The organism is Streptomyces sp. NPDC045021 (genome assembly GCF_056432645.1).
Genome location: NZ_JBWKIQ010000006.1, coordinates 7410 through 30371 on the forward strand (window position 1 = coordinate 7410; position 22962 = coordinate 30371).

Here is a 22962-nt window from a genome sequence, read left to right on the forward strand (position 1 = left end):
AGTGCGAGGCCGGCCATGGGGAGGGGCCAAGCTGCTGGTGCAGCGGCGGTCTGTGTTCTTCTGAGCCGAAGGCGGCCGCGGCCGGACGTTCCGACGGCCGGAGGCCGGCGCAGGCGACCGAAGCCTGGGAGGCCCCTCGGGCCGAGCAGTGCGAGGCCGGCCATGGGGAGGGGCCAAGCTGCTGGTGCAGCGGCGGTCTGTGTTCTTCTGAGCCGAAGGCGGCCGCGGCCGGACGTTCCGACGAGTTCTTCCCTGATGTGAATGGGGTGGGTCCCGGCCGATGGCCGGGACCCACCCCATTCGGGTGCACGACCGCCGACTACTCCTTGGCGTCCTCCGCCCCGAGGCCGAGGCCCGGGAGGAGCCCGGGGAGCAGCGGGGGCAGGTTGACCGAGGGCGGGGTGGATGCCGCCGGGTCGGACGGGTTCTCGCCGCCGGTTCCCGGTGACGGGGGGAGCAGGCCGTCCGTGCCGCCGAGCAGATGGTCCTTGTCGGCGCCGGCGCTCGGGCTGCTGGTGGTGCCCGGTGCGCCGCTGTGGCCGTCCGCGGTGGCGGTGGTGTGCGGCGTCGGGTCGGCTGTGCCGCTGCGGCCGGTACCGGCGGAGCCGGGTTTGCCGGCCTGACGGTGCGCGGGGCCTTCGCTGCCCTGGGGTTTCGGGAGCTTGCCGGCGAGCGGCGCGACATCGTGCTCTATGGCGTCGAAGACCGACGTGACCTGGTTGCTCACATCGCCGAGCTGGGTGGGCAGCCGGTCGCGCAGCTGGGTCCAGCCTTCGCGGTGCGTGGCGTTGAAATCGTTCAGCAGCTCCATCGGTTGGAGCGAGCCGTCGCGCTGGTACGCCCCGGTGAGCAGCCGGTGGCCTTCCGCGGCCTCCTGGTGCATACCGGAGAGCGCCCGGCGGACCTCGCCGACCGATTCGCTGTCGAGCTCGCCCGAGCGGCCGCGCTCCATGAGGCGCCGGGCCTCCTGCATGCGGGTCGCGGCCATGTCCAGGTAGACGCCTCCTCGGGAAGCGTCGTTGTTGGCCATGTCCAGCTTGAGATCCTCCATGCCCCGTTTGAGGCCGTAGAGGGTGTCACCTGGCAGTGCGTTCGTACTGGCCGCCGCGACGCCGCCGAGGGCCCCGGCCGCGACTCCCACAGAGAGCCCGCCGGCGGCGAGCCTGCGGGACCAGCGGGAACGTGGCCTGAGTTTCCCGAGCCCGGTGGCGCGGTGCGCGCCGCCGGTGCGTTGCTCGGGGACCTTGGGGGAGACCTCAAGGCTGCCATCGGCGAGCGCGGTCTCCATCGCGGCGATCAGTTGGGCACGTTGCACCGTCTTCGCCTCGGCGCTCAGCACCGGCGGCTGCCGGTTGCCGATGGCGCCGACCAGAGCCAGCAGCTGCCCCTGATCGGGGTCGGCGTGCCGGTCCGTGGCATGGGCGCCGTGTTCGCCGGCGGGCTCCTGGGGTGCGCTGTCGGCGTTCCGGGGTTCTTCCCCCGAAAAACCGGCAGTCTCAAGGGCCTGGGCGAAGGCGTTCGCCCGACGGTGTGCCGTTGCTTGTCCGATCATGGGCGGCACCTCCTCTCGTCATCCACACTCGACTCCCGAAGCCGCCCGGAAGGTTGCATTCCTTGTTTCTGTCCACCCAATCGAGTGACTGGAAGCGGCCAGAGCGCGGCAGAGAGGTGTCTGCATGTGGTGCAACGAGCGCCGCGCCAGTTGGGTTACGCGGTCATGATGATCGGACCGGAGCGGCCGGGAAAAAGGCCGGAGAGGGTGGGGAAAAAGGGACAACTCGGTCTCACCGGGCGTCTTCGGGGAGAAGCCTGGCCAGGGTTCGCACGGCGCGGTACTGAAGGGTCTTGATCGCCCCTTCGTTCTTGCCCATGATGCGCGCGGTCTCGGCGACCGACAGGCCCTGCAGGAAGCGCAGCGTCACGCACTCCTGCTGCTGCGGGTTGAGTTTCCGGACCGCGACGAGAAGCGCCTCGTTGGAGAGCGATTCCAGCACCGAGTCCTCGGGGCTGCGCTCGACCTCGTTGGCGTCGAGCATCTCGCCGGTGGTGACTTCGAGTCGGAAGCGGCTGGACTTGAAGTGGTCGGCGACCAGGTTGCGGGCGATGGTGACGAGCCATGCGCCGAAGTCGCGGCCCTGCCAGGTGAAGGTGCCGATCCGGCGCAGGGCGCGCAGGAACGTCTCGCTGGTCAGGTCCTCGGCGGTCGCCTTGCCACCGACGCGGTAGTAGATGTAGCGGTAGACGGTGTCGGAGTAGTGGTCGTAGAGCCGGCCGAAGGCCTCGGTCTCGCCGGCCTGGGCCCGCTCGACGAGGTCCATCATCCGGCCGCTGTCACTGTCCGCGGCGGGACGGCGAGCGGTCGGTCCCCCGGCGGCATTGCTGCCGGAGCCGCTCTGAGGGTTGTTCCGGGTGCGTCTGCCTGCGGCGGTGCTGACTTCGGCCAGTGCGTACGCGGGGCCGGCGGGAAAGGGCGTGGCGAGGGCGGGCTCGGCGAACGCGGGGACAACGCGCAGGCAGTCGTTCACCAAAGCGCGCAGCGTTGCCAGGCCGGAGGTGTCAACCCCGTCGTGTGGGTACACGGGACTCCCAGAGGCAGAACTTCCATCACGTGCAGTACGGGACCGTGCACCCGCCGTGGTCGACGTGTGGGTTCCGATTGCGTCTGAGGAGAATAACGCTTCGTACAGGCGGCGCTACACCGTGTTGCCTAAATCGCCGGTTACGTCGGTTCCTTGGCGCATTGGTGATCGATCAATTATCGAACAATGAACCGAAGTTGACCGCATCTGTTCGTGAATTGCTCGCGGGGAGTGCGTGTTGTGGCTGTGTGGCAGTGCTGCGACTGCCGTGGGCCCAGAGGGGGTACGACGGACCACCGGAACGCGGTGACGTGGCCGCATGTGTCCGGACCGGCGACACGACCTAGCGGCGGCGTCGGTGTATCGCGACCGCGGCGACCGCTCCGCCCGCGACGGCGCCCACGCCGGCGGCGGCCGGGATGCCGATCTTCGCGGCCTTGCGGCCGGTGCGGTAGTCGCGCAGCCGCCAGCCCTGCGCGCGGGCGTGCTTGCGCAGCCGGGCGTCGGGGTTGATCGCGTACGGATGTCCGACCAGCGACAGCATCGGGATGTCGTTAGCCGAGTCGCTGTACGCGGCGCAGCGTGACAACTGCAGTCCCTCGGTGCTGGCGAGTGCCCGGACCGCCTCGGCCTTGGACGGGCCGTGCAGCGGTTCGCCGACGAGGCGGCCGGTGTAGACGCCGCCGACGGATTCGGCGACGGTGCCCAGCGCGCCGGTCAGGCCGAGCCGGCGGGCGATGATCGTCGCGGTCTCCACGGGCGCGGCCGTGACCAGCCAGACCCGCTGGCCGGCGTCGAGGTGGGCCTGGGCCAGTGCCCGGGTGCCCGGCCAGATCTTCTCGGCCATGTACTCGTCGTAGATCTCCTCGCCGATCGACATGAGCTCCTCGACGCGGTGCCCCTTGACGATCGACAGCGCGCTGTCCCGCGCGTCCTGCATGTGTTCGGGGTCCTCGGACCCGGCGAGCCGGAACCAGGCCTGCTGCCAGGCGAAGCGGACCAGCTCGCGCTTGTGGAAGAACTTCCGCTTGTACAGGCCGCGGCCGAAGTGGAAGATCGCGGCGCCCTGCATCACGGTGTTGTCGAGGTCGAAGAAGGCGGCGGCGTGCGGGTCCCCCACGACGGGGAACTCCGGAGCGGTGCCGTTCTTTTCCGGCTTTCCCGGTTTGCCGTTCTTTCCGGGCCCGGCGTCCGCCGTGGAAGCGTCGGTCTCCTGGGGCTGGGTGGGTCCGGCCGGCGCCGCGAGCGCGGCCTCGGCCGCGGCGGCCGCGGCCTCGCCTGCCAGGACGCTGCGCGCGGTGGCGGAGCGCCTACGGGGGGTGAGCCATTGCAAAGCGGCCATGCGGCGAGCATAGCCAGTTTGTTCGGCGCGTCCTGGCCGCGGAAGGAGCGATGGCGTGAACTCCTCGCGACGTACGTGTTACCCGCCGGCCGGGTCCGCCGCGGGGCACCCGGGGGCACAATGTCTCGGATGAGTCCTCTCCTGCGCCGTGGCGCCCGCAAGGATCCCGCCGATCGCACCGTGACGCTGATCGGCAAGCCCGGCTGCCATCTGTGCGACGACGCCCGCGCGGTGATCGAGAAAGTCGCGGGCGAGCTCGGCTCCCGGGTCGAGGAACGGGACATCACCCAGGACGAGGAGCTGTACCGCAAGTACTGGGAGCAGATTCCGGTGGTGCTGGTGGACGGCGAGCAGCACGACTTCTGGCGAGTGGACGAGCAGCGGCTGCGTAAGGCCCTCACCGGCTGAACCGCAGGTGGGGGGCGTGCTCGTCCGGCGGGTGATTTGAGCGCGTTACTCGTGGTGCGCGTATTCGATTACCATCGAGTTCGTTTTGTACACCCGGGGGCTAGGCGTGAGGAGTGTGGGCGCGTGCTCTCCGGACGGTTCCAGGGGTCTGGCGGCTATGCCGTCGTGGACCTGGAGGCCACCGGGTCCAGCTCACGGCGGCACCGGGTGATCGAGGTGGCGGTCGTGCTGCTCGACCGGGAGTGCGTCCCGCAGGGCGAGTTCAGTACCTTGATCGACCCCGAAGGGCCGGTCGGCCCGACCCACATCCATGGCATCGAGGGGCAGGACCTCGGCGGTGCGCCCACGTTCGCGGGGATCGCTCCGAGACTGCTGGGGCTGTTGCGCGGCAGGGTGCTGGTGGGGCACAACGTGGGCTGCGACCGGGCGTTCCTGGTCGCCGAGTACGCGCGGCTGGGTGTGACGCTGCCGGCCGTGCCGGAGCTGTGCACGATGCGGATGGCCACCTCGCGGGTGCCCGCCCCGCGCGGATTCTCGCTGGGGGCTTGCGTAGCGGACGCCGGACTGGGTGACTGGACGGCGCACACGGCGCTGGGTGACGCGCGGGCCACCGCGCGGCTGTTCGCCCATTACGCCGCGGAGTCACCGGACCGGGCCGACGTTCCCGGAGCGGTGGACGCGGCGCTGGGAGTGGAGTGGCCGGTGATCGCGCATCTGCCGGGGGCGGAGGCGCTCTGGCTGGGGCGACGTTCCGTCGATCGTCCTGCGGGTGGTTCGGCGGAAATACCGAACGACCCGAAGGGTTGGAACGATTCGGCGCAGCAAATGGTTCCTAATGTCCGGAATGGGAGTGCGTGATGCCGGTCACTTCTCCTGGACAAATCGGACACTATCTTTGTGCACGCGTTCACAAAGACATAGCCTGGCATGCACGGGGCGGCCCCAGGGACTGTGGTCGTCCGCCGCCCAGCTCTACCCGCAGGAGCATCGTGGCAACTGGCCGTTCTCACCGACCGGCGACCCGCAGCCGAGGTATCCCCGAGGCCACCGTCGCCAGGCTTCCGCTGTACCTGCGGGCTCTCACCACGCTCTCCGAGCGTTCGGTGCCCACGGTGTCGTCGGAGGAACTCGCGACCGCCGCGGGGGTCAACTCCGCGAAGCTGCGCAAGGACTTCTCCTACCTCGGCTCGTACGGGACCCGCGGCGTCGGCTACGACGTCGAGTACCTCGTCTACCAGATCTCCCGCGAACTGGGCCTGACCCAGGACTGGCCGGTAGTGATCGTCGGTATCGGTAACCTCGGCGCCGCGCTCGCCAACTACGGCGGCTTCGCCTCCCGCGGTTTCCGCGTCGCGGCCCTGATGGACGCCGACGCGGCCCTCGCCGGGAAGCTGGTGGCCGGACTCCCGGTCCGGCACATCGACGAGCTCGAAGCGATCGTCGAGGACAACCAGGTGTCGATCGGTGTCATCGCCACCCCGGCCGGCGCCGCGCAGGAAGTCTGCGACCGCCTCGTCACCGCGGGTGTCACCTCCATCCTGAACTTCGCGCCCACCGTGCTGCAGGTCCCCGAAGGCGTGGACGTCCGCAAGGTCGACCTCTCCATCGAGCTGCAGATCCTCGCGTTCCACGAGCAGCGCAAGGCCGGCGAGCAGGGCCAGGGCCCGGACGGGGACGTGCCCGCCGTGATGCCGGCATGAGTGTTCTCGTTGTCGGCCTGAGCCACCGCAGCGCACCGGTCAGCGTGCTGGAGCGGGCGGCGCTCACCGATGAGGCCAAGGCCAAGCTGCTGCAGGACGCGCTGGCCGCCGAGCCCGCGACCGAGGCGGCGGTGCTCGCCACCTGCAACCGCATCGAGCTCTACGCCGACGTGGACAAGTTCCACGCGGGCGTCGCCGAGCTGTCGATGCTGCTCTCGCTGCACAGCGGCGTCGGTCTCGAAGAGCTCACTCCGTATCTTTACGTGCACTACGAGGACCGGGCCGTCCACCACCTGTTCTCGGTCGCCTGCGGCCTGGACTCCATGGTGATCGGCGAGGGCCAGATCCTCGGCCAGATCAAGGACGCCCTCGCCCTCGGCCAGGAGCTGCACACCGCCGGCCGGCTCCTCAACGACCTGTTCCAGCAGGCCCTGCGGGTCGGCAAGCGCGCCCACAGCGAGACCGGCATCGACCGGGCCGGACAGTCGCTCGTCACCTTCGGCCTCGACCAGCTGGCCGCCACCACCGGCCCACTGGCCGGCAAGCGCGTACTGGTCGTCGGTGCGGGCTCCATGTCCTCGCTCGCCGCCGCGACCCTGGCCCGCGCGGGCGTCACCGAGCTCGTCATCGCCAACCGCACCGCGGACCGCGCGGAGCGGCTCGCCGCCTCGCTCGGCGGCCGGGCCGCCGACTTCGACGCCGTCGCCGGCGAACTGGCCTCGGCCGACCTCGTCGTGTCCTGTACCGGGGCGACCGGACTGGTCCTGGACCACGCCACCGTCGCCGCCGCGGTCGCCTCCCGCACCGCGACCGGCGCCGGCTCCGCACCGCTGGCCCTGCTCGACCTGGCCATGCCGCGCGACATCGACGCCGCCGTGCACGGCCTCGAAGGCGCCCACCTGGTCGACATAGAGTCGCTCGCCGAGGCCTCCGCGGACGCCCCGATGGCCGCCGACGTCGACGAGGTCCGCAAGATCGTCGCCGCCGAGGTCGGTGCCTTCGGCGCCGCCCAGCGCGCCGCCCGCATCACCCCCACCGTCGTCGCGCTGCGCGCGATGGCCGCCGACGTCGTCACCGGTGAACTCACCCGGCTCGACGGCCGGCTCCCCGACCTGGACGACAAGCTGCGCGCGGAGATCACCCAGACCGTGCGCCGCGTCGTCGACAAGCTCCTGCACGCGCCCACCGTGCGGGTCAAGCAGCTCGCGGGCGAACCCGGCGGCGCCGGGTACGCCGACGCGCTGCGTGAACTCTTCGACCTCGACCCGCAGGCGGTCGCCGCCGTCAGCAGGGCCGACGACCCGAATCGAGGGCGGCCATGAACGGCCCCACCGCATTGAAACTGGGCACCCGGCGCAGCAAGCTCGCCATGGCGCAGTCCGGCATGGTGGCGGAGCAGGTGCGCCAACTGACCGGCCGACCCGTCGAGCTCGTCGAGATCACCACGTTCGGGGATGTCTCGCGCGAGCACCTCGCGCAGATCGGCGGTACCGGAGTCTTCGTCTCCGCACTGCGGGACGCGCTGCTCACCGGCGAGATCGACTTCGCCGTGCACTCGCTCAAGGACCTGCCGACAGCTCCCCCCGAGGGGCTCACGCTCGCCGCGATCCCGGTCCGCGAGGACCCTCGTGACGCGCTCGTGGCCCGCGACGGACTGACGTTCGAGCAGCTCGTGGCGTCCGCCGCCGCACTGGGCCGGCCGGCCCGGGTCGGTACCGGATCGCCGCGCAGGATGGCGCAGTTGAACGCCTGGGCCCGCAGCCTGGGCGGCGAGGTCGAGACGCTGCCCATCCGCGGCAACGTCGACACCCGCATCGGCTTCGTCACCTCCGGTGAACTCGACGCCGTCGTCCTGGCCGCCGCCGGGCTCAGCCGTCTCGGCCGCCTCGGTGAGGCGACCCAGCTGATCCCCGTCGAAGCCGTCCTGCCCGCCCCCGGACAGGGGGCGCTGGCCATCGAATGTGCCGCCGGTAACGCGGCGGGACTGGCACTGGCCGCACAGCTCGCGGAGCTCGACGACCCGTTCACCCGGGCCGCCGTCACCGCGGAACGATCACTGCTCGCCGCCCTTGAGGCCGGCTGCTCCGCCCCTGTGGGCGCGCTCGCCGACCTGGTGGCCGACGGGCAGATTTCCGAGCTGCGCCTGCGGGGGGTCGTCGGCACGACCGATGGCACCCAGCTGGTGCAGATGTCCATCACTGGTGCAACCCCTGAGTCCGCGGATGACGCCGCGGTTCTCGGTCGTGAACTCGCGGCCGAGATGCTCGCCAAGGGCGCAGCCGGTCTTATGGGGGAGCGCGAACTTTGAGCCCCACCGCCGTCAATCACTCCGGCCTCGGCCACGTCACCTTCCTCGGTGCCGGGCCCGGTGATCCCGGGCTGTTGACTCTGCGCGCCGTCGAGGCGCTGGCCCATGCCGACCTGCTGGTCGGCGAGCCGAACGTGCTGGAGGTCGTGCGTACGCACGCCCGAGCAGATGTGGGCACGGCTGAACCTGCGGCAGGCGAGGGCGCGTTGGACGCTTCCGCTGCCGCCACCCAGCTTGTCATGGCGTCCGCGCGCACCGGCAAGCGGGTCGTCCGTGCGGTAGCGGGTGATCCCGGCCTGGACAATTGCACGGCGAGCGAGATGCTCGCCTGCGCGGCGGCCGGTATTCCCTTCGAGGTCGTCCCGGGCGTCTCCGCCGCCATGGGCGTACCCGCCTACGCCGGGGTCCCGCTCAGCGCCGACGTCCGTTTCGTCGACGCCGCCACCGCCTCCGACCGGTGCTGGAGCGAGGTCGGCGCGAGTGACGCCACGCTGGTCCTCACCACCACGCTGCAGACCGTGGTCGCCACCGCCACCGAACTGATGGCGGCGGGCCGCAAGCCCGACACCCCGCTGTCGGTCACGGTCGCCGGTACGACGACCCGGCAGCGCACCTGGACAGCGACGCTGGCCACGATCGCCTCCGAGCTCAAGGCCACCAAGGCGCTGCCGACACCGGAGGGCCCGATCGCGGCGATAGCCGTGGTCGGCCAGCGCAGCCTGCAGCGCGCCCAGCTGTCCTGGTTCGAGACCAAGCCGCTCTTCGGCTGGCGCGTCCTGGTGCCGCGTACCAAGGAGCAGGCCGCCTCGCTCTCGGACCAGCTGCGCTCGTACGGCGCGGTCCCGCACGAGGTGCCGACGATCGCCGTCGAACCGCCGCGCACCCCGCAGCAGATGGAGCGGGCCGTGAAGGGCCTGGTCACCGGACGCTACGAATGGATCGCCTTCACCTCCGTGAACGCGGTCAAGGCGGTCCGGGAGAAGTTCGAGGAGTACGGCCTCGACGCCCGTGCCTTCGCGGGGATCAAGGTCGCCGCGGTCGGCGAGCAGACCGCCCAGTCGCTGGTCGAGTTCGGCGTGAAGCCGGATCTCGTGCCGAGCGGTGAGCAGTCCGCGGCCGGACTGCTGGAGGACTGGCCGCCGTACGATCCGGTCTTCGACCCGATCGACCGCGTCTTCCTGCCGCGCGCCGACATCGCCACCGAGACGCTGGTCGCCGGGCTCGTCGAGCTGGGCTGGGAGGTCGATGACGTCACCGCCTACCGGACGGTGCGCGCCTCGCCTCCACCTGCCGACACGCGTGAGGCGATCAAGGGCGGCGGCTTCGACGCGGTGCTCTTCACGTCGTCGAGCACGGTCCGGAACCTGGTCGGCATCGCCGGCAAGCCGCACAACGTCACGGTGATCGCGTGCATCGGTCCCGCGACGGCGAAGACGGCGGAGGAGCACGGGTTGCGGGTCGATGTGATGTCGCCGGAGCCGTCCGTGCACGCGCTGGCGCAGGCTTTGGCCGACTTCGGCACGGCCCGCCGCGTGGCGGCGGAGGAAGCGGGCGATCCTGTGACGCGGCCGAGTGAGCGGCGGCCGGGGTCGCGGCGCCGGGCGCGCGTCTGACGCGTTTTTTGAGACGAGGGGTACGGTGCGGTCCGCTCTGATGAGGCGGGGCCGCGCCGGGGTGACTCCTCGGACAGCAAACGCTCGTGCCTGCTGCAAGGTGCCAGCCGGATTCGTTCGTCGTCCTGCGGGGACACCCCGCCACGTCCCCTCCGGTCGAGTGTGGGCACCGCCAGGGTTGTGCGCTCATCCGGCCCGCCATACCCCCCTCAGTTCGCTCCGGCCGACTTGTAGTCGGGAAGAGCATGCTGGGACCGGGCGTAGCGTGGACGTCTGGAACGTCTCCGGTGTTGGAGGAAGGCTCGGACATGACTGGCTACGGTGAATTCCCCGGAGCGCGCCCCCGCAGGCTGCGCACCAGCCCTGCGATGCGGCGCCTGGTCGCCGAGACCCGGCTGAACCCGGCCGAGCTGATCCTGCCGATGTTCGTGCGGGAAGGGCTCAGCGAGCCGGTGCCGGTCTCCTCCATGCCCGGCGTGTTCCAGCACACCCGCGACACGCTCCGTAAGGCGGCCCTGGAGGCGGCCGAGGCGGGGGTCGGCGGGATCATGCTCTTCGGGGTGCCGGCGGTGAAGGACGCGCTCGGCACGCAGGGCACCGAGCCGGACGGCATTCTGCAGGTCGCCATCCGCGATGTGGTCTCCGAGGTCGGCGACTCCGTCGTCGTCATGTCGGACCTGTGCCTGGACGAGTTCACCGACCACGGTCACTGCGGAGTGCTCGACGCGCAGGGCCGTGTCGACAACGACGCGACGCTGGAGCGCTACGCCGAGATGGCGCAGGTGCAGGCCGACGCGGGCGTTCATGTGGTGGGGCCGTCCGGGATGATGGACGGTCAGGTCGGCATCGTGCGCGACGCGTTGGACGCCGTCGGGTTCGAGGACGTGTCCATCCTGGCGTACACCGCGAAGTACGCGTCGGCCTTCTTCGGGCCCTTCCGCGAGGCCGTCGACTCCTCCCTGACCGGCGATCGCAAGACCTACCAGCAGGACCCGGCGAACTTCCGCGAGTCGCTGCGCGAGCTGGCGCTCGACCTCGCCGAAGGCGCCGACATGGTGATGGTCAAGCCCGCGCTTCCGTACCTGGACGTGCTGCGGAAGGTCGCCGACACGGTCGACGTACCGGTGGCGGCCTACCAGGTGAGTGGTGAGTTCGCGATGGTCGAGGCGGCCGCCGCGAACGGCTGGATCGACCGCGACCGCACCATCATGGAGACGCTGACCTGCGTCCGGCGGGCGGGCGCGAACATGATCCTCACGTACTGGGCGACCGAGGTCGCGCAGCGGCTGGGCCGCGAGGGCTGAGCTTCCTGACGCACTGAGGGCCCGTGTCGATCCGAGTGGATCGGCACGGGCCCCTTTCGTGCGGTGCGTCAGAGCTGCTCGGGGGTGCGGATGCCCAGCAGCGTCATTCCCTGCCGCAGGGTGCGGCCGGTCAGGGTGCAGAGGAAGAGCCGGTTCTCGCGGACGTCCGCGGGGGTCTCGGGCTTGAGGACCGGGCACTGCTCGTAGAACGTCGCGAAGGCCGAGGAGACCGTGTAGAGGTACGAGGCCAGCTTGTGCGGCTCGTAGGTGTCCGCGACGCCTGCGAGGGCGTCACCGAACTCGTCCAGCAGCAGGCCGAGCGCGCGCTCCGCGGGGGCCAGCGGCAGCTCCGGACGGGCGACGGCCTGGGCTTCTCCGGCCTTGCGGAGGATGGACTGGGTCCGGGCGAACGCGTACTGCACGTACACGCTGGTGTCGCCGGTCAGGGACACCATCCGGTCCAGGTCGAAGACGTAGTCGCGGCCCAGGGACGTCGACAGGTCCGCGTACTTGACCGCGCCGATGCCGACCTCGGTGCCGCGTTCCGCGACCTCCTCGTCGGAGAGCTCCTCGTTCTTCTCCCGGACGACGACGGTGGCCCGCTCGACGGCCTCGTCGAGCAGGTCGACCAGCCGGACCGTCTCGCCCTCACGGGTCTTGAACGGCTTGCCGTCCTTGCCCAGCACCGTGCCGAACGGCAGGTGCTTGACGGTGACCTCGTCGGTGAGCCAGCCGGCCCGCCGGGCGGTCTCGAAGACCATCCGGAAGTGCAGCGCCTGCCGGGCGTCGACGACGTACAGCAGGGTGTCGGCCTTCAGGTTGCCGGTCCGGTCGCGGATCGCCGACAGGTCGGTGGCCGCGTAGCCGAAGCCGCCGTCCGCCTTCTGCACGATGAGCGGGACCGGCTCGCCGTCCTTGCCCTTGATGTCGTCGAAGAAGACGCAGAGCGCGCCGTTGGAGCGCACCGCGACGCCCGTGTCCTCAAGGATCCGGCACGTCTCGACGAGCATGTCGTTGTACGCGGATTCGCCGACGATGTCCTCGTCCTGGATCGCGATGTCCAGCTTGTTGTAGACCGAGTAGAAGTAGATCTTCGACTCGTCCACGAACCGCTGCCAGAGCGCCAGCGTCTCCGGCTCCCCGGCCTGCAGGTCCACGACCCGCTTCCGGGCCCGGTCCTTGAAGGCCTCGTCGGCGTCGAAGAGCGTCCGGGCCGCCTTGTACGTCCGGTTGAGGCGGGACATCGACGCCTCGCCGTCCGTGTCGGACTCCGAGTGGTCCAGCTCGTGCGGGTGCTCGATCAGGTACTGGATGAGCATGCCGAACTGGGTGCCCCAGTCCCCGATGTGGTGCCGCCGGACCACCGTCTCGCCCTCGAACTCCAGGATCTTGGCGATCGCGTCACCGATCACGGACGACCGCAGATGGCCGACGTGCATCTCCTTGGCCACGTTCGGCTGGGCGTAGTCGATCACCGTGGTGCCGGGGTTCGCGGTCAGCGGCACGCCGAGCCGGTCGTCGGCGGCGCGGGCGGCCAGCGTCGAGGTGATCGCCGTGTCGGAGATGGTGATGTTGAGGAAGCCGGGGCCCGACACCTCGATCTCGGAGATCAGATCGTCGGAGGGCAGGCCGGCGACGACCTGGGCCGCGAGCTCCCGCGGGTTGGCCTTGTTCTTCTTCGCCAGGCCCAGCACGCCGTTGGCCTGGAAATCGGCCCGGTCGCTTCGGCGCAGCAGCGGGTCGGCGTCGGCGGCCGACGGCACGGCGGCCGCCAGGGCGGCCGAGACACGCTGCTGGACAGAGGCGGAAAGGGATGCGACCGAGGCCATGGGGTGGGTGCCATTCCGGTTGGGGGAGTGGGAAACCCTTCGAGTATCCCACGGGAGCGCATCCCCTTTTCGGTCTGTGAGAATGGGTGCGACATGCTGTCGAGGAAGGAAGTGCCGATCGTGGCTCAGAGCCCCGAGACCGACTGGGTCTCCCGTTTCGCGGACGAGGTCATTGCCGAGGCGGACCGTCGCGCCCCCGGCAAACCGATCGTCTGCGCATCGGGTCTCAGCCCGTCCGGCCCGATCCACCTCGGCAACCTGCGCGAGGTGATGACGCCGCACCTCGTGGCCGACGAGATCCGCCGTCGCGGCCGGGAGTGCGTCCACATCATCTCGTGGGACGACTACGACCGCTTCCGCAAGGTGCCCAACGGCATCGACCCGTCCTGGGCCGAGCACATCGGCAAGCCGCTGACCTCGGTCCCGGCGCCGGCGGGCAGCGAGTACGGCAGCTGGGCCGAGCACTTCAAGGCGCCGATGATCGCCGCGCTCGCCGAGCTCGGCATCGAGTTCCACGGCATCAGCCAGACCGAGCAGTACACGGCCGGCGCGTACCGCGAGCAGATCCTCTTCGCCATGCGCGAGCGCGCCGCCATCGACGCGATCCTCGACCGCTACCGGACGAAGGACAAGCCGGGCGCCGGCAAGAAGCCGCAGCAGAAGCAGCAGAAGCCGCTCGACGAGGCCGAGGTCGAGGCCGCCGCGGGCTCCGGCGCGGCCGACGAGGACGACGGCACCGGCGGCGCGGGCTACTACCCGTACAAGCCGTACTGCTCGGTCTGCAACAAGGACCTCACGACCGTCACCTCGTACGACGACGAGACCACCGAGCTCTCCTACACCTGCGCGTGCGGCCACGCCGAGACGGTGAAGCTCTCCGAGCACAACCGCGGCAAGCTGGTCTGGAAGGTCGACTGGCCGATGCGCTGGGCCTACGAAGGCGTGATCTTCGAGCCCTCGGGCGTCGACCACTCCTCGCCCGGCTCCTCCTTCGTCGTCGGCGGCCAGATCGTCCGCGAGATCTTCGGCGGCGAGCAGCCCATCGGCCCGATGTACGCCTTCGTCGGCATCAGCGGCATGGCCAAGATGAGCAGCTCGGCCGGCGGCGTTCCCACGCCGTCCGACGCGCTGGAGATCATGGAAGCGCCGCTGGTGCGCTGGCTCTACGCCCGCCGCCGCCCCAACCAGTCGTTCAAGATCGCCTTCGACCAGGAGATCCAGCGCACCTACGACGAGTGGGACGCCCTGGAGCGCAAGATCGCCGACGGCTCGGTGCAGGCCGCCGACGCCGCCGCGTACAGCCGCGCCATCCGCACCGCCGCCGGCGAGTTGCCGACTACACCGCACCCGCTGCCGTACCGGACGCTCGCCTCCGTCGTCGACATCACCACCGGTCACGACGAGCAGACCCTGCGCATCCTGCGCGATCTCGACCCCGCCAACCCGGTCACCACCCTCGACGAGACCCGGCCGCGGCTGGACCGCGCGCAGGCGTGGATCACCACCCACGTCCCGGCCGACCAGCGCACCCGGGTCCGCACCGAGCCCGACACCGAGACCCTCGGCAGCCTCCCGGCCACCGACCGGGCCGCGCTCGACCTGCTCATCGACGGACTCGACGACCACTGGTCGCTGGACGGCCTGACGACCCTCGTCTACGCCGTGCCCAAGCTCCAGGCCGGACTGGACGCCGACGCCAAGCCCACGCCCGAACTCAAGGTCGCGCAGCGGTCGTTCTTCGCGCTGCTCTACCAACTGCTCGTCGGCCGGGACACCGGCCCCCGGCTGCCCACCCTGCTGCTCGCGGTCGGCGCGGACCGCGTCCGTACGCTGCTGGGCGCAAGCTGACGATCACGACGATCCCCCGGTTGCCGAATTCTCCGGCGGCCGGGGGATCCCGCGTTTACGGGACCTGCTCGGTGTCCCATTCCGTCCGGTACTGGGACTCGAACTCCGTCAGATACCGGCGCAGCGTCCCCTCGCTGAGCGGGCCGCCGCTGCGGCCCGTGACGCCGTGGTTCTCCAGCAGATAACGGCCGAACTGGCGGGGGTTGGGGAACTCACCGAACTCGACGACGTAGCGGCGGAACGCCCCGTAGTACTGCTCCTCGCGCGGGACATCGGGCTCGATGTGCGGCGGGCGGCGGAGGGCGGGTTCCGCTTCCGGTTCGGCGTCGGGCGGCTCGGGGGTGTAGCTGCTGCTGACGGTCGCGGAGCCGTAGCCGTTGGCGAGGGTACGGACGCGGCCGGGGGCTACGGGGACCGTGGGGCGGCCGTCGGAACCCGGTATCGGTGCGGGCTCGGGCAGGGGAGCGGGTGCGGATGCGGGTGCGGGCGCCGGTATTCGGGCGCGGGCGGGCTCCGGAACCGGTTCGGGGCGGACCGCGGGCTCGGGCTGCGGCTCGGGCTGCGGTTGTGGCTGCGGCCGTGGTTCGGGCTGCGGCTCAGGGTGCACCGACTCCAGGGCCAGGGCTGCTACAGGTGCGGGCGCCGCTTCGTGGATGGTGATGCCGGCGGCGGCGAGGCCGAGGGCGGCGGTTTCGGCGAGGGGGATGCCGTAGCGCGCCAGTCGCAGTGGCATGAGGGCTTCGACGGGTGCTTTGCGGCGCCAGGCCCGGCCGTAGCGGGCTTGCAGGCGGGCCTGGTAGACGAGGCGGTCCTGCTCCAGGCGGATGACCTGGTCGTAGGAGCGCAGCTCCCACAGTTTCATGCGGCGCCACAGCTTGAAGGTGGGGAAGGGGGCCAGCAGCCAGCGGGTGAGGCGGACCGATTCCATGTGCTTGTCGGCCGTCAGGTCCGCGACCCGGCCCACCGCGTGGCGGGCCGCCTCGACGCAGACGACGAAGAGCACCGGGATGATGCCGTGCATGCCGACCCCGACCGGGTCGGGCCAGGCGGCAGCCCCGTTGAAGGCGATGGTGGCCGCGGTCAGCAGCCAGGCGGTCTGGCGCAGCAGCGGGAACGGGATCCGCATCCACGTCAGCAGCAGGTCCAGCGCCAGCAGCACCACGATGCCGGCGTCCACACCGATCGGGAAGACGTTCGCGAACCAGCCGAAGCCCTTGTTCTGCGCGAGCTCCCGCACCGCGGCATACGATCCCGCGAAGCCGATCGCGGCGATCACCACCGCACCCGCGACGACCACACCGACAAGAATCCGGTGCGTCCGGGTCATGCGTATCGCGGGCACCCGCGACCCCTCCCACCCTCGGCAACTGGACGGCCCAGCCTGTCATATGGGGGCGCGGCCAGGTCGTACAAAGGTGCTGAAACCGGTGCAGGTGCGACCGGAGTTGTTACGTGTTCGCCGCCGCGTTCGCCGCCGCGACCGAAGCCACGGCCTCCTTCGCCGCCGCGACCGCGTCCTTCTGCAGCTGATCGGCCGCCGGAGTCTTCGCGTCCTCGAAGCCCGCCCCGTTGTGCGACAGGATCACGATGACGTTCCCGGTCCGCGCGACGACCGTCTCGTCCTGGTACTGCCGCTTGTCCTTCTCCACCAGCGCGCTGACCACGGTCGCCTCGTCGCCGACGCCGTCCGCCTTCGTGGACGTGGAGCCCTTGATCTGGGCCGCCGCGGCGACCTGCTCCGTGAAGCGCTTCTTCGCCTGCTCCTCGCCGCTGCCGATGCCGTTCGCCGAGTCGAAGCGCTGCAGCGCCACATCCAGCCAGCGGAACTGGAAGCCGTCGAGACCGTTCCACGAGCAGCCACCCCGCGCGCCCGCGTCCGACGACTTCGCCGCCGTGCCCGCCGCGATCTTCACCTTGGGGACGAGCCGCGCCACCGTCGCCTGCGTGATCGACTTGCACGGGTCCGGCAGCTTCGCGAACTTCGCCGCGGCGGGCGTCGCGGAAGTGGACGACTTGGCCGAGCCGGTGCTGTCCGACTTCTTGGACGAGTCCGACCCCGAGGAGCAGCCGGCGATGAGCAGTACCGGCACGGCGGCACAGGCGAGAACTCGGGCGATTCGCGGTGCTGAACGGTGCATGGGTCCTTCGCTCACTTCGTTGCTCGGCTCGGCTGGGGCCGGCCGGGGGGCCGGGAAACGGACAGCCTACGGGGCGTCCCTTATCGGACGATCCGCTGTCACTTGATCGTCTTGACGAGGACGTCCGCCACTTGCTCCGCGCCCTGCTGCAGGTCAGCGCTCTGCGGGGCGGTGGCCTTGTCCGCCGACCACTGCGCGTACGAGACCGTCACCAGGACATTCGCCGTTCGGAAAACGAGAGTGATGTCACGGTGGATCCCCGAGTCGCGGGTCATCAGCTCGTCATCGATGAAGGCCGCGTTGCCGACATCGGGGAGCAGCCGCGGCGCGAGATCGGGGGAGGTCGTGGGAGAGGTGGCCGCCGTGGTGGTGGGCACCAGGCCCGGCACGCCGGCCGGGCTGCCGGGAGGCGCCACGGGCGCCGTCGTCCCGGGAGCGCCCGGCGTCGTCTGGATACCGGCCTGCAGCGCCTTGGCCTCGTAGTCCGACTCCGCCTGCGCCTCGTCGCTCACCCCGGGGTCGTACGACACGACCCGCTCGAAGTCGATCTGCAGATAGCGGTTGCCCTGCGACGTCTCACCGGTCCAGGTGCAGCCGACCCGACGGTTGGTGTCGTAGGTGAGCTCGGCATCACCCGCGTAGTCCGGCGCGTTCGGCACCAGCTTCTTGAGCGTGTCCGGGTCGAGCGAGCCGCACGGCTCCGGCAGCTTGCGGTACTTGCCGGGCGGCGCGGGGACGATCGACTGGTCGCCGGCGGCGGACTTGGGGTCCAGCGCCGCCGGGTCCGTATCGCCGTCCGCGGTGCAGGCGCTCAGCCCCGTGACGGCCAGTACAGCCGCGCAGACGATGCCCAGCAGTCCTCGCGATGGCTGCACTGGCCAGGCTCCTTCCGCCGGGGCTACCCGAAATCCCTTGGCGCGCGCGTACGCGCCGTGGACACAATGTCTATCGCACCTGCTGACGCGGCTGCGTGGCCGCATGCGGTTATCGGGCGTTTCGTCCACATTATTGATGTCGTCACGGCGCGATTCGTTGTGCCATTTTGTCCGTTCGAGAAGGGGGATGGAGATGTCCTACACCGAGGTGCCCGGCGTCCGGGTGCCGATCCGCATGTGGACCGACCCGGCCTCCGTCGAGGACGGCGCGATGCAGCAGCTCCGCAACGTCTCGTCGCTGCCCTGGATCAAGGGCCTCGCCGTGATGCCGGACGTCCACTACGGCAAGGGCGCGACGGTCGGCTCCGTCATCGCCATGCACGGCGCGGTCTGCCCCGCGGCGGTCGGTGTCGACATCGGCTGCGGCATGAGCGCGGTGAAGACCTCCCTCACCGCCAACGACCTGCCGGGCGATCTGTCCCGGCTCCGCTCGAAGATCGAGCAGGCGATCCCGGTCGGGCGTGGCATGCACAAGGAGATGGTCGACCCGCGCCGCATGCACGGCTTCCCGACGGCGGGGTGGGACGAGTTCTGGGCGGGGTTCGACGGTCTGGCGAAAGAGGTCAAATTCCGTCATGAACGGGCCACAAAGCAGATGGGAACGCTCGGCGGGGGCAACCACTTCTGCGAGGTAACGATCGCCGATGACAACTCTGTGTGGCTCATGTTGCACTCCGGCTCCCGCAACATCGGCAAGGAGCTCGCCGAGTACCACATCGGCGAGGCCCAGAAGCTGCCGCACAACCAGGATCTGGCCGACCGCGACCTCGCCGTCTTCATCTCCGACACTCCGCAGATGGCGGCCTACCGGCGCGACCTGTTCTGGGCGCAGGAGTACGCCAAGCGCAACCGCGCGATCATGATGGCGCTCTTCCAGGACGTGGTCCGCAAGGAGTTCAAGAAGGCCAAGCCGACCTTCGACGACGTGATCAGCTGCCACCACAACTACGTCGCGGAAGAGCGCTACGACGGAATGGACCTGCTCGTCACCCGTAAGGGCGCGATCCGGGCGGGCTCCGGTGAGTTCGGCATCATCCCGGGCTCCATGGGCACCGGCTCGTACATCGTGAAGGGCCTCGGAAACGCCGACGCGTTCAACTCCGCCTCGCACGGCGCCGGCCGCCGGATGAGCCGTTCCGCGGCGAAGAAGCGGTTCACGACCCGTGACCTGGAGGATCAGACGCGGGGTGTGGAGTGCCGCAAGGACTCCGGCGTCGTGGATGAGATCCCGGGTGCTTACAAGCCGATCGAGAAGGTCATCGAGCAGCAGCGGGACCTGGTCCAGGTCGTGGCCAAGCTGAAGCAGGTCGTCTGCGTCAAGGGCTGAGATACGTCAGTGCGGCAGTGGGGGCGGGTGTGATCACCCGCCCCCACTGGCATGTCCCGGGTCAGCCGGCGCGGTGGACCTTGTAGTTGGAGGCCTGGGCTCGGGGGCGGACGACCAGGAGGTCGATGTTGACGTGCGCGGGGCGGGTGACGGCCCAGGTGACGGTGTCGGCGACGTCGTCGGCGGAGAGGGGTTCGGCGACGCCCGCGTAGACCTTGGCGGCCTTGTCGGTGTCGCCGCCGAAGCGGGTGACGGCGAACTCGTCGGTCTTCACCATGCCGGGCGCGATCTCGATGACGCGGACCGGGTCGCCGCACAGTTCGAGGCGGAGGGTCTCGGCGATGACGTGCGCGCCGTGCTTGGCGGCCACGTAGCCGCCGCCGCCCTCGTAGCTGGCCAGGCCCGCGGTGGAGGAGAGCACGACGACCGTGCCGTCGCCGCTCGAGGTGAGGGCCGGGAGCAGGGCCTGGGTGATGTTGAGGACGCCGAGCACGTTCACCTCGTACATCGCGCGCCAGTCGGCGGGGTCGGAGGTGGCGATGGTGTCGGCGCCGAGGGCGCCGCCCGCGTTGGCGACGAGGACGTCGCAGCGGTCGAGGGACGCGGCGAAGGCGTCCACCGCGGCGCGGTCGGTGACGTCCAGGGCGTGCGCGGCGGCCGAGTGGCCGGCGGCGGTGAGCTCCTTGGCGAGCGCTTCGAGGCGGTCGACGCGGCGGGCCGTGAGCAGCACGTGGTAGCCGGCGGCGGCGAGCTTGCGGGCGGTCGCGGCACCGATGCCGCTGCTCGCTCCGGTGACCACTGCGGTACGGATGCTCATGTCACGGCGCCTTTCGACTGCGGGTTGGCTTGCCCACCGAGCATAAGTGGCGGGTCGGTGGCGTCCGCCGTCCGGATCGGATCTTCATTAGCATCGTGGTGCCCGGGTGTTCTGGCCGGGCCGGATCGTTCATGGAGGAATCAGTTCAGTGGTCAGCACAGGCACGGACGCCGCTTCGGCGCACGTGGCGGAAGCGGGAGCGCGCCCGTCGCGGCGGTTGCTGTGGCCGGTGGCCGTCTGGCTGCTGACGCGGCTGGTGCTGGTGACCGCGGCGCTGCGCCTCGGGCCGTTCAGCAGCAAGGACGGCCCCGACGTGTCGGTGTCGAAGGTGTACCGCGGGTGGTACGACGTGCTGAGTTCCGGCACCTTCCCGCACGACGACGTGTCCTGGCAGTACCCGCCGGGCGCCGCGCTGCCGATTCTCGCTCCGCGGCTGGTGCCGTTCCTGGACTACTCGCACGCGTTCATCGTGCTGTGCGCGGTGTGCGACGCGGCGGTGCTGGCGGCGCTGGTGTACGCGGCCCGGTACGCCGACGGGCGGCGCGGTGTCGCCGGGGCGTGGATGTGGGTGGCGGGGCTGCCGCTGCTGAGCACGGTGCCGTGGAGCCGGTTCGATGTGATGGTGACGGCGGTGGCGGTGGGTGCGCTGCTGGCGGCCGGTACGCGGCGGGTGTGGGCGGACCGGGTGTTCGGGGTGCTGGTCGGGATCGGCGCGGTGGTGAAGGTGTGGCCGGTGCTGCTGCTCGTGGGCACGGCGCGCGGGCGGCGTACCCGGCTGTCGTGGGTGGCGGCGGTGTTGTCGGCGGTGCTGGTGACGGCGGTCTTCCTGCTGGCGATGCCGGGCGCCCTGTCGTTTCTGACGTATCAGGGGGACCGCGGCATCGAGGTGGAGTCGCTCGGCGCGCTGCCGTTCCATCTGGCACGGCACCTCGGCTGGTCGGGGCACTGGGCGCCGCACGACGGGTCGATGGAGTTCATCGGCCCGTATGTGCGGGTGGTGGGGCGGGTGAGTGCGGCCCTGACGGTCGTCGCGTTCGGCTGGCTCGTGCTGTGGCGGGTGCGGTCGCGGGCGGGGCGTACGGGGGCCTGGGTGCTGCCGGACGCGGCGCTGACGGCCGTCCTGCTGTTCGTGGTGACGAGCCGGGTGATCAGCCCGCAGTACATGGTGTGGCTGGTGGGTCTGGCGGCGGTGTGCCTGCTGCACCGGGCGACGACGCAGCGGCCGGTGGCGTGGTTGGTGCTGGGCGCGTGCGTGCTGACGACGGCGGTCTTCCCGTACCTGTTCCGCGATCTGCTCGGCGGTTCGGTTCTGGCGGCGCTGCTGCTGGCGGCGCGGGATCTGATCCTGCTGGCGGCGGCGCTGCTGTCCGCGGCGCGGCTGTGGCGGGGGACGGTGCCGGGCGCCACGGGGGGACGCCCGGCACCTGCGGGGCGGGCCGGCTGACGTTGGTCCGCCGGTCCGCCCCGGGATCAGCGGGCCTTGAAGCCCTGTTCGGTGAGCCAGCGGAAGACGTCGGGGACCTGGGACTTCCAGACGGCGGTGCCGTGGCCGCCGGCGCCGGCCGCGATCTGGACCACCTTGACCTTCGTCGGTGCCTTCGCCGCCTTCCGCAGGGCCAGGCCGTCCTGGTAGCCGTCGCCCGAGGCGCCGGAGATGTAGAGGGACGTGTGCGGCGGGTGCGCGGCATGCTGCAGCATGAACAGCGGGTTGGCCTTCGTGCGCAGTACCGGGTCCTTGGCGGTGAGGGATTCCGTCTCGGCGGCGGGGTTGTTGTACCCCGACAGGCTGACACCGGCCGCGTAGCGGTCGGGGTGCTCGATGGCGAGGCGGGCGGCGCAGTGGGCGCCGGCGGAGTATCCGATGACGGCCCAGCCGGCGGCGTCGTCCTGGACGCGGAGGTTGTCGGTCACCATGCGGCGGACGTCGACGCTCAACCAGGTGTCGGCGTTGACCTTGCCGGGGATGTTGGCGCAGCCGGTGTCCTGGCCGCCGAGCAGTGTGGTGCGCGGTGAGATGAGGATGAAGGGGGCGATCTTGCCGCTCTGCATCAGCGGCTTGAGCTGCGACTGGACCTTGAGGGTGCCGTACCAGGCCTTGGCGGAGCCGGGGTAGCCGGGGAGCATCTCGACGACCGGGAACTTCTTGTCCTTGTAGGCGGGGTCGTTGTACTGCGGCGGGAGCCAGACGAAGACCTCGCCCTCGACGCCGGACACCCGGCCCTTCAGGTCGGCCTCCTGGACGTCGCCCATGTTCGGGCCCTTGGCCTGTTTGAACTTCTGCTCGATCTTCGGTTCGCGCTTGGCCTGCGCCGCGCCTCCGTCGGGACCGAGGTCCGCGGTGACCTGGACGTGGTTGCCGGTGCCGAGGAGGTCTTCCCAGTTGTCGTACAGGCTGTTGGCGTTGTTCACGATCACGAAGACCATGAGCACCGACGTCACCTGACACAGCAGCAGCATGCCGAACCTGGCCGCGTACCGTACGGCCCGCGGTCCGCGCAGCCGGCTCCACAGGGTGAGCGGCAGCGCCAGAGCGACCAGCACGAGCAGGATCGTGCACAGGAAGAAGGGGGTCCCCGTCAGGCTCATCAGACTCTCGATTCCCAATCTTGGGCGCAGTGCCCCGGCCCAGCGTTCCGCCCGCGTGTGAGCCTCTCGCCAAGACGAGACGGAAATCGGGCTGTCTGGGTTGCCCGGCTTCTCCCCGGTTCTGCTGGGACGAGGATCACGCCGGGCACAGGCAACTGCGGCGATGTGATCCACGGCACCTTGGCGGGCCGGAACGGTGGGTAGAGATCCGGGATCACAACAGGCGTA

Annotated in this window: 19 protein-coding genes; 10 read left to right on the forward strand and 9 right to left on the reverse strand. The window is 70.6% G+C overall.

Going from position 1 to position 22962, the window contains the following annotated elements:
* Window positions 1-319 precede the first annotated feature (319 nt).
* The 3 genes from AC07DC_RS19210 to AC07DC_RS19220 form a co-directional block, all read right to left on the reverse strand.
* On the reverse strand, window positions 320-1552 hold the full coding sequence (locus AC07DC_RS19210; RefSeq protein WP_478915619.1) for a DUF5667 domain-containing protein: 1233 nt from the start codon (window positions 1550-1552) through the stop codon (window positions 320-322).
* A 232-nt stretch (window positions 1553-1784) separates the two neighbouring features.
* Window positions 1785-2579 carry an ECF subfamily RNA polymerase sigma factor, BldN family gene (locus tag AC07DC_RS19215; RefSeq protein ID WP_138355125.1) on the reverse strand — a complete coding sequence of 265 codons (795 nt, stop codon included), beginning with the start codon at window positions 2577-2579 and terminating at the stop codon, window positions 1785-1787.
* 343 nt (window positions 2580-2922) lie between these two features.
* Entirely contained in the window at window positions 2923-3921 is a 999-nt protein-coding gene (locus AC07DC_RS19220) for an HAD family hydrolase (RefSeq protein WP_478915620.1), read from the reverse strand.
* Between the two features lie 129 nt (window positions 3922-4050).
* On the opposite strand from AC07DC_RS19220, the gene AC07DC_RS19225 reads away from it, so the two are divergent.
* From AC07DC_RS19225 to hemB, 7 genes are all read left to right on the forward strand, one after another.
* The gene (locus AC07DC_RS19225; protein ID WP_478915621.1) at window positions 4051-4329 is read left to right on the forward strand and encodes a glutaredoxin family protein; all 279 of its coding nucleotides are present in this window, start codon (window positions 4051-4053) and stop codon (window positions 4327-4329) included.
* 123 nt (window positions 4330-4452) lie between these two features.
* Window positions 4453-5187 (forward strand): 3'-5' exonuclease, encoded by a 735-nt coding sequence (locus AC07DC_RS19230; protein ID WP_478915622.1) that lies wholly within the window; start codon window positions 4453-4455, stop codon window positions 5185-5187.
* A gap of 131 nt (window positions 5188-5318) precedes the next feature.
* Window positions 5319-6029: a redox-sensing transcriptional repressor Rex gene (locus tag AC07DC_RS19235; RefSeq protein WP_478915623.1), complete on the forward strand. Its 711-nt coding sequence runs from the start codon at window positions 5319-5321 to the stop codon at window positions 6027-6029.
* The gene (locus AC07DC_RS19240; protein WP_478915624.1) at window positions 6026-7351 is read left to right on the forward strand and encodes a glutamyl-tRNA reductase; all 1326 of its coding nucleotides are present in this window, start codon (window positions 6026-6028) and stop codon (window positions 7349-7351) included. Before AC07DC_RS19235 ends, AC07DC_RS19240 begins: the two co-directional genes overlap by 4 nt.
* Complete coding sequence (hemC, locus tag AC07DC_RS19245) at window positions 7348-8337, forward strand: hydroxymethylbilane synthase (protein ID WP_478915625.1); 990 nt, start codon at window positions 7348-7350, stop codon at window positions 8335-8337. The genes AC07DC_RS19240 and hemC overlap by 4 nt, the downstream gene beginning before the upstream one ends.
* Complete coding sequence (locus AC07DC_RS19250; RefSeq protein WP_478915626.1) at window positions 8334-9950, forward strand: bifunctional uroporphyrinogen-III C-methyltransferase/uroporphyrinogen-III synthase; 1617 nt, start codon at window positions 8334-8336, stop codon at window positions 9948-9950. The genes hemC and AC07DC_RS19250 overlap by 4 nt, the downstream gene beginning before the upstream one ends.
* 308 nt (window positions 9951-10258) lie before the next feature.
* Window positions 10259-11254: a porphobilinogen synthase gene (hemB, locus tag AC07DC_RS19255; protein ID WP_478915627.1), complete on the forward strand. Its 996-nt coding sequence runs from the start codon at window positions 10259-10261 to the stop codon at window positions 11252-11254.
* A gap of 68 nt (window positions 11255-11322) precedes the next feature.
* Here hemB and argS read toward each other — a convergent pair whose 3' ends face one another.
* Window positions 11323-13083: an arginine--tRNA ligase gene (argS, locus tag AC07DC_RS19260; protein WP_478915628.1), complete on the reverse strand. Its 1761-nt coding sequence runs from the start codon at window positions 13081-13083 to the stop codon at window positions 11323-11325.
* 93 nt (window positions 13084-13176) lie between these two features.
* Between argS and lysS the strand changes: the two genes are divergently transcribed.
* Complete coding sequence (gene lysS, locus AC07DC_RS19265) at window positions 13177-14931, forward strand: lysine--tRNA ligase (protein ID WP_478915629.1); 1755 nt, start codon at window positions 13177-13179, stop codon at window positions 14929-14931.
* A 55-nt stretch (window positions 14932-14986) separates the two neighbouring features.
* Here the strand turns inward: lysS and AC07DC_RS19270 are convergent, their stop codons facing one another.
* From AC07DC_RS19270 to AC07DC_RS19280, 3 genes are all read right to left on the reverse strand, one after another.
* The gene (locus AC07DC_RS19270) at window positions 14987-16258 is read right to left on the reverse strand and encodes a DUF2637 domain-containing protein (protein WP_478915968.1); all 1272 of its coding nucleotides are present in this window, start codon (window positions 16256-16258) and stop codon (window positions 14987-14989) included.
* 121 nt (window positions 16259-16379) lie between these two features.
* Window positions 16380-17069: a DUF3558 family protein gene (locus AC07DC_RS19275; protein WP_478915630.1), complete on the reverse strand. Its 690-nt coding sequence runs from the start codon at window positions 17067-17069 to the stop codon at window positions 16380-16382.
* Between the two features lie 98 nt (window positions 17070-17167).
* Window positions 17168-17944 carry a hypothetical protein gene (locus AC07DC_RS19280; RefSeq protein WP_478915631.1) on the reverse strand — a complete coding sequence of 259 codons (777 nt, stop codon included), beginning with the start codon at window positions 17942-17944 and terminating at the stop codon, window positions 17168-17170.
* A 193-nt stretch (window positions 17945-18137) separates the two neighbouring features.
* Here AC07DC_RS19280 and AC07DC_RS19285 point away from each other — a divergent pair, with 193 nt between their 5' ends.
* Window positions 18138-19331: an RtcB family protein gene (locus tag AC07DC_RS19285; protein ID WP_478915632.1), complete on the forward strand. Its 1194-nt coding sequence runs from the start codon at window positions 18138-18140 to the stop codon at window positions 19329-19331.
* A gap of 61 nt (window positions 19332-19392) precedes the next feature.
* On the opposite strand, the gene AC07DC_RS19290 is transcribed toward AC07DC_RS19285, so the two are convergent.
* Window positions 19393-20148, reverse strand: a complete 756-nt coding sequence (locus AC07DC_RS19290) for an SDR family NAD(P)-dependent oxidoreductase (RefSeq protein WP_478915633.1) — start codon at window positions 20146-20148, stop codon at window positions 19393-19395.
* A gap of 148 nt (window positions 20149-20296) precedes the next feature.
* Here AC07DC_RS19290 and AC07DC_RS19295 point away from each other — a divergent pair, with 148 nt between their 5' ends.
* Window positions 20297-21592: a glycosyltransferase 87 family protein gene (locus AC07DC_RS19295; protein WP_478915634.1), complete on the forward strand. Its 1296-nt coding sequence runs from the start codon at window positions 20297-20299 to the stop codon at window positions 21590-21592.
* Between the two features lie 26 nt (window positions 21593-21618).
* Here the strand turns inward: AC07DC_RS19295 and AC07DC_RS19300 are convergent, their stop codons facing one another.
* The gene (locus tag AC07DC_RS19300; RefSeq protein ID WP_478915635.1) at window positions 21619-22734 is read right to left on the reverse strand and encodes an alpha/beta hydrolase; all 1116 of its coding nucleotides are present in this window, start codon (window positions 22732-22734) and stop codon (window positions 21619-21621) included.
* Between the last annotated feature and the right edge of the window lie 228 nt (window positions 22735-22962).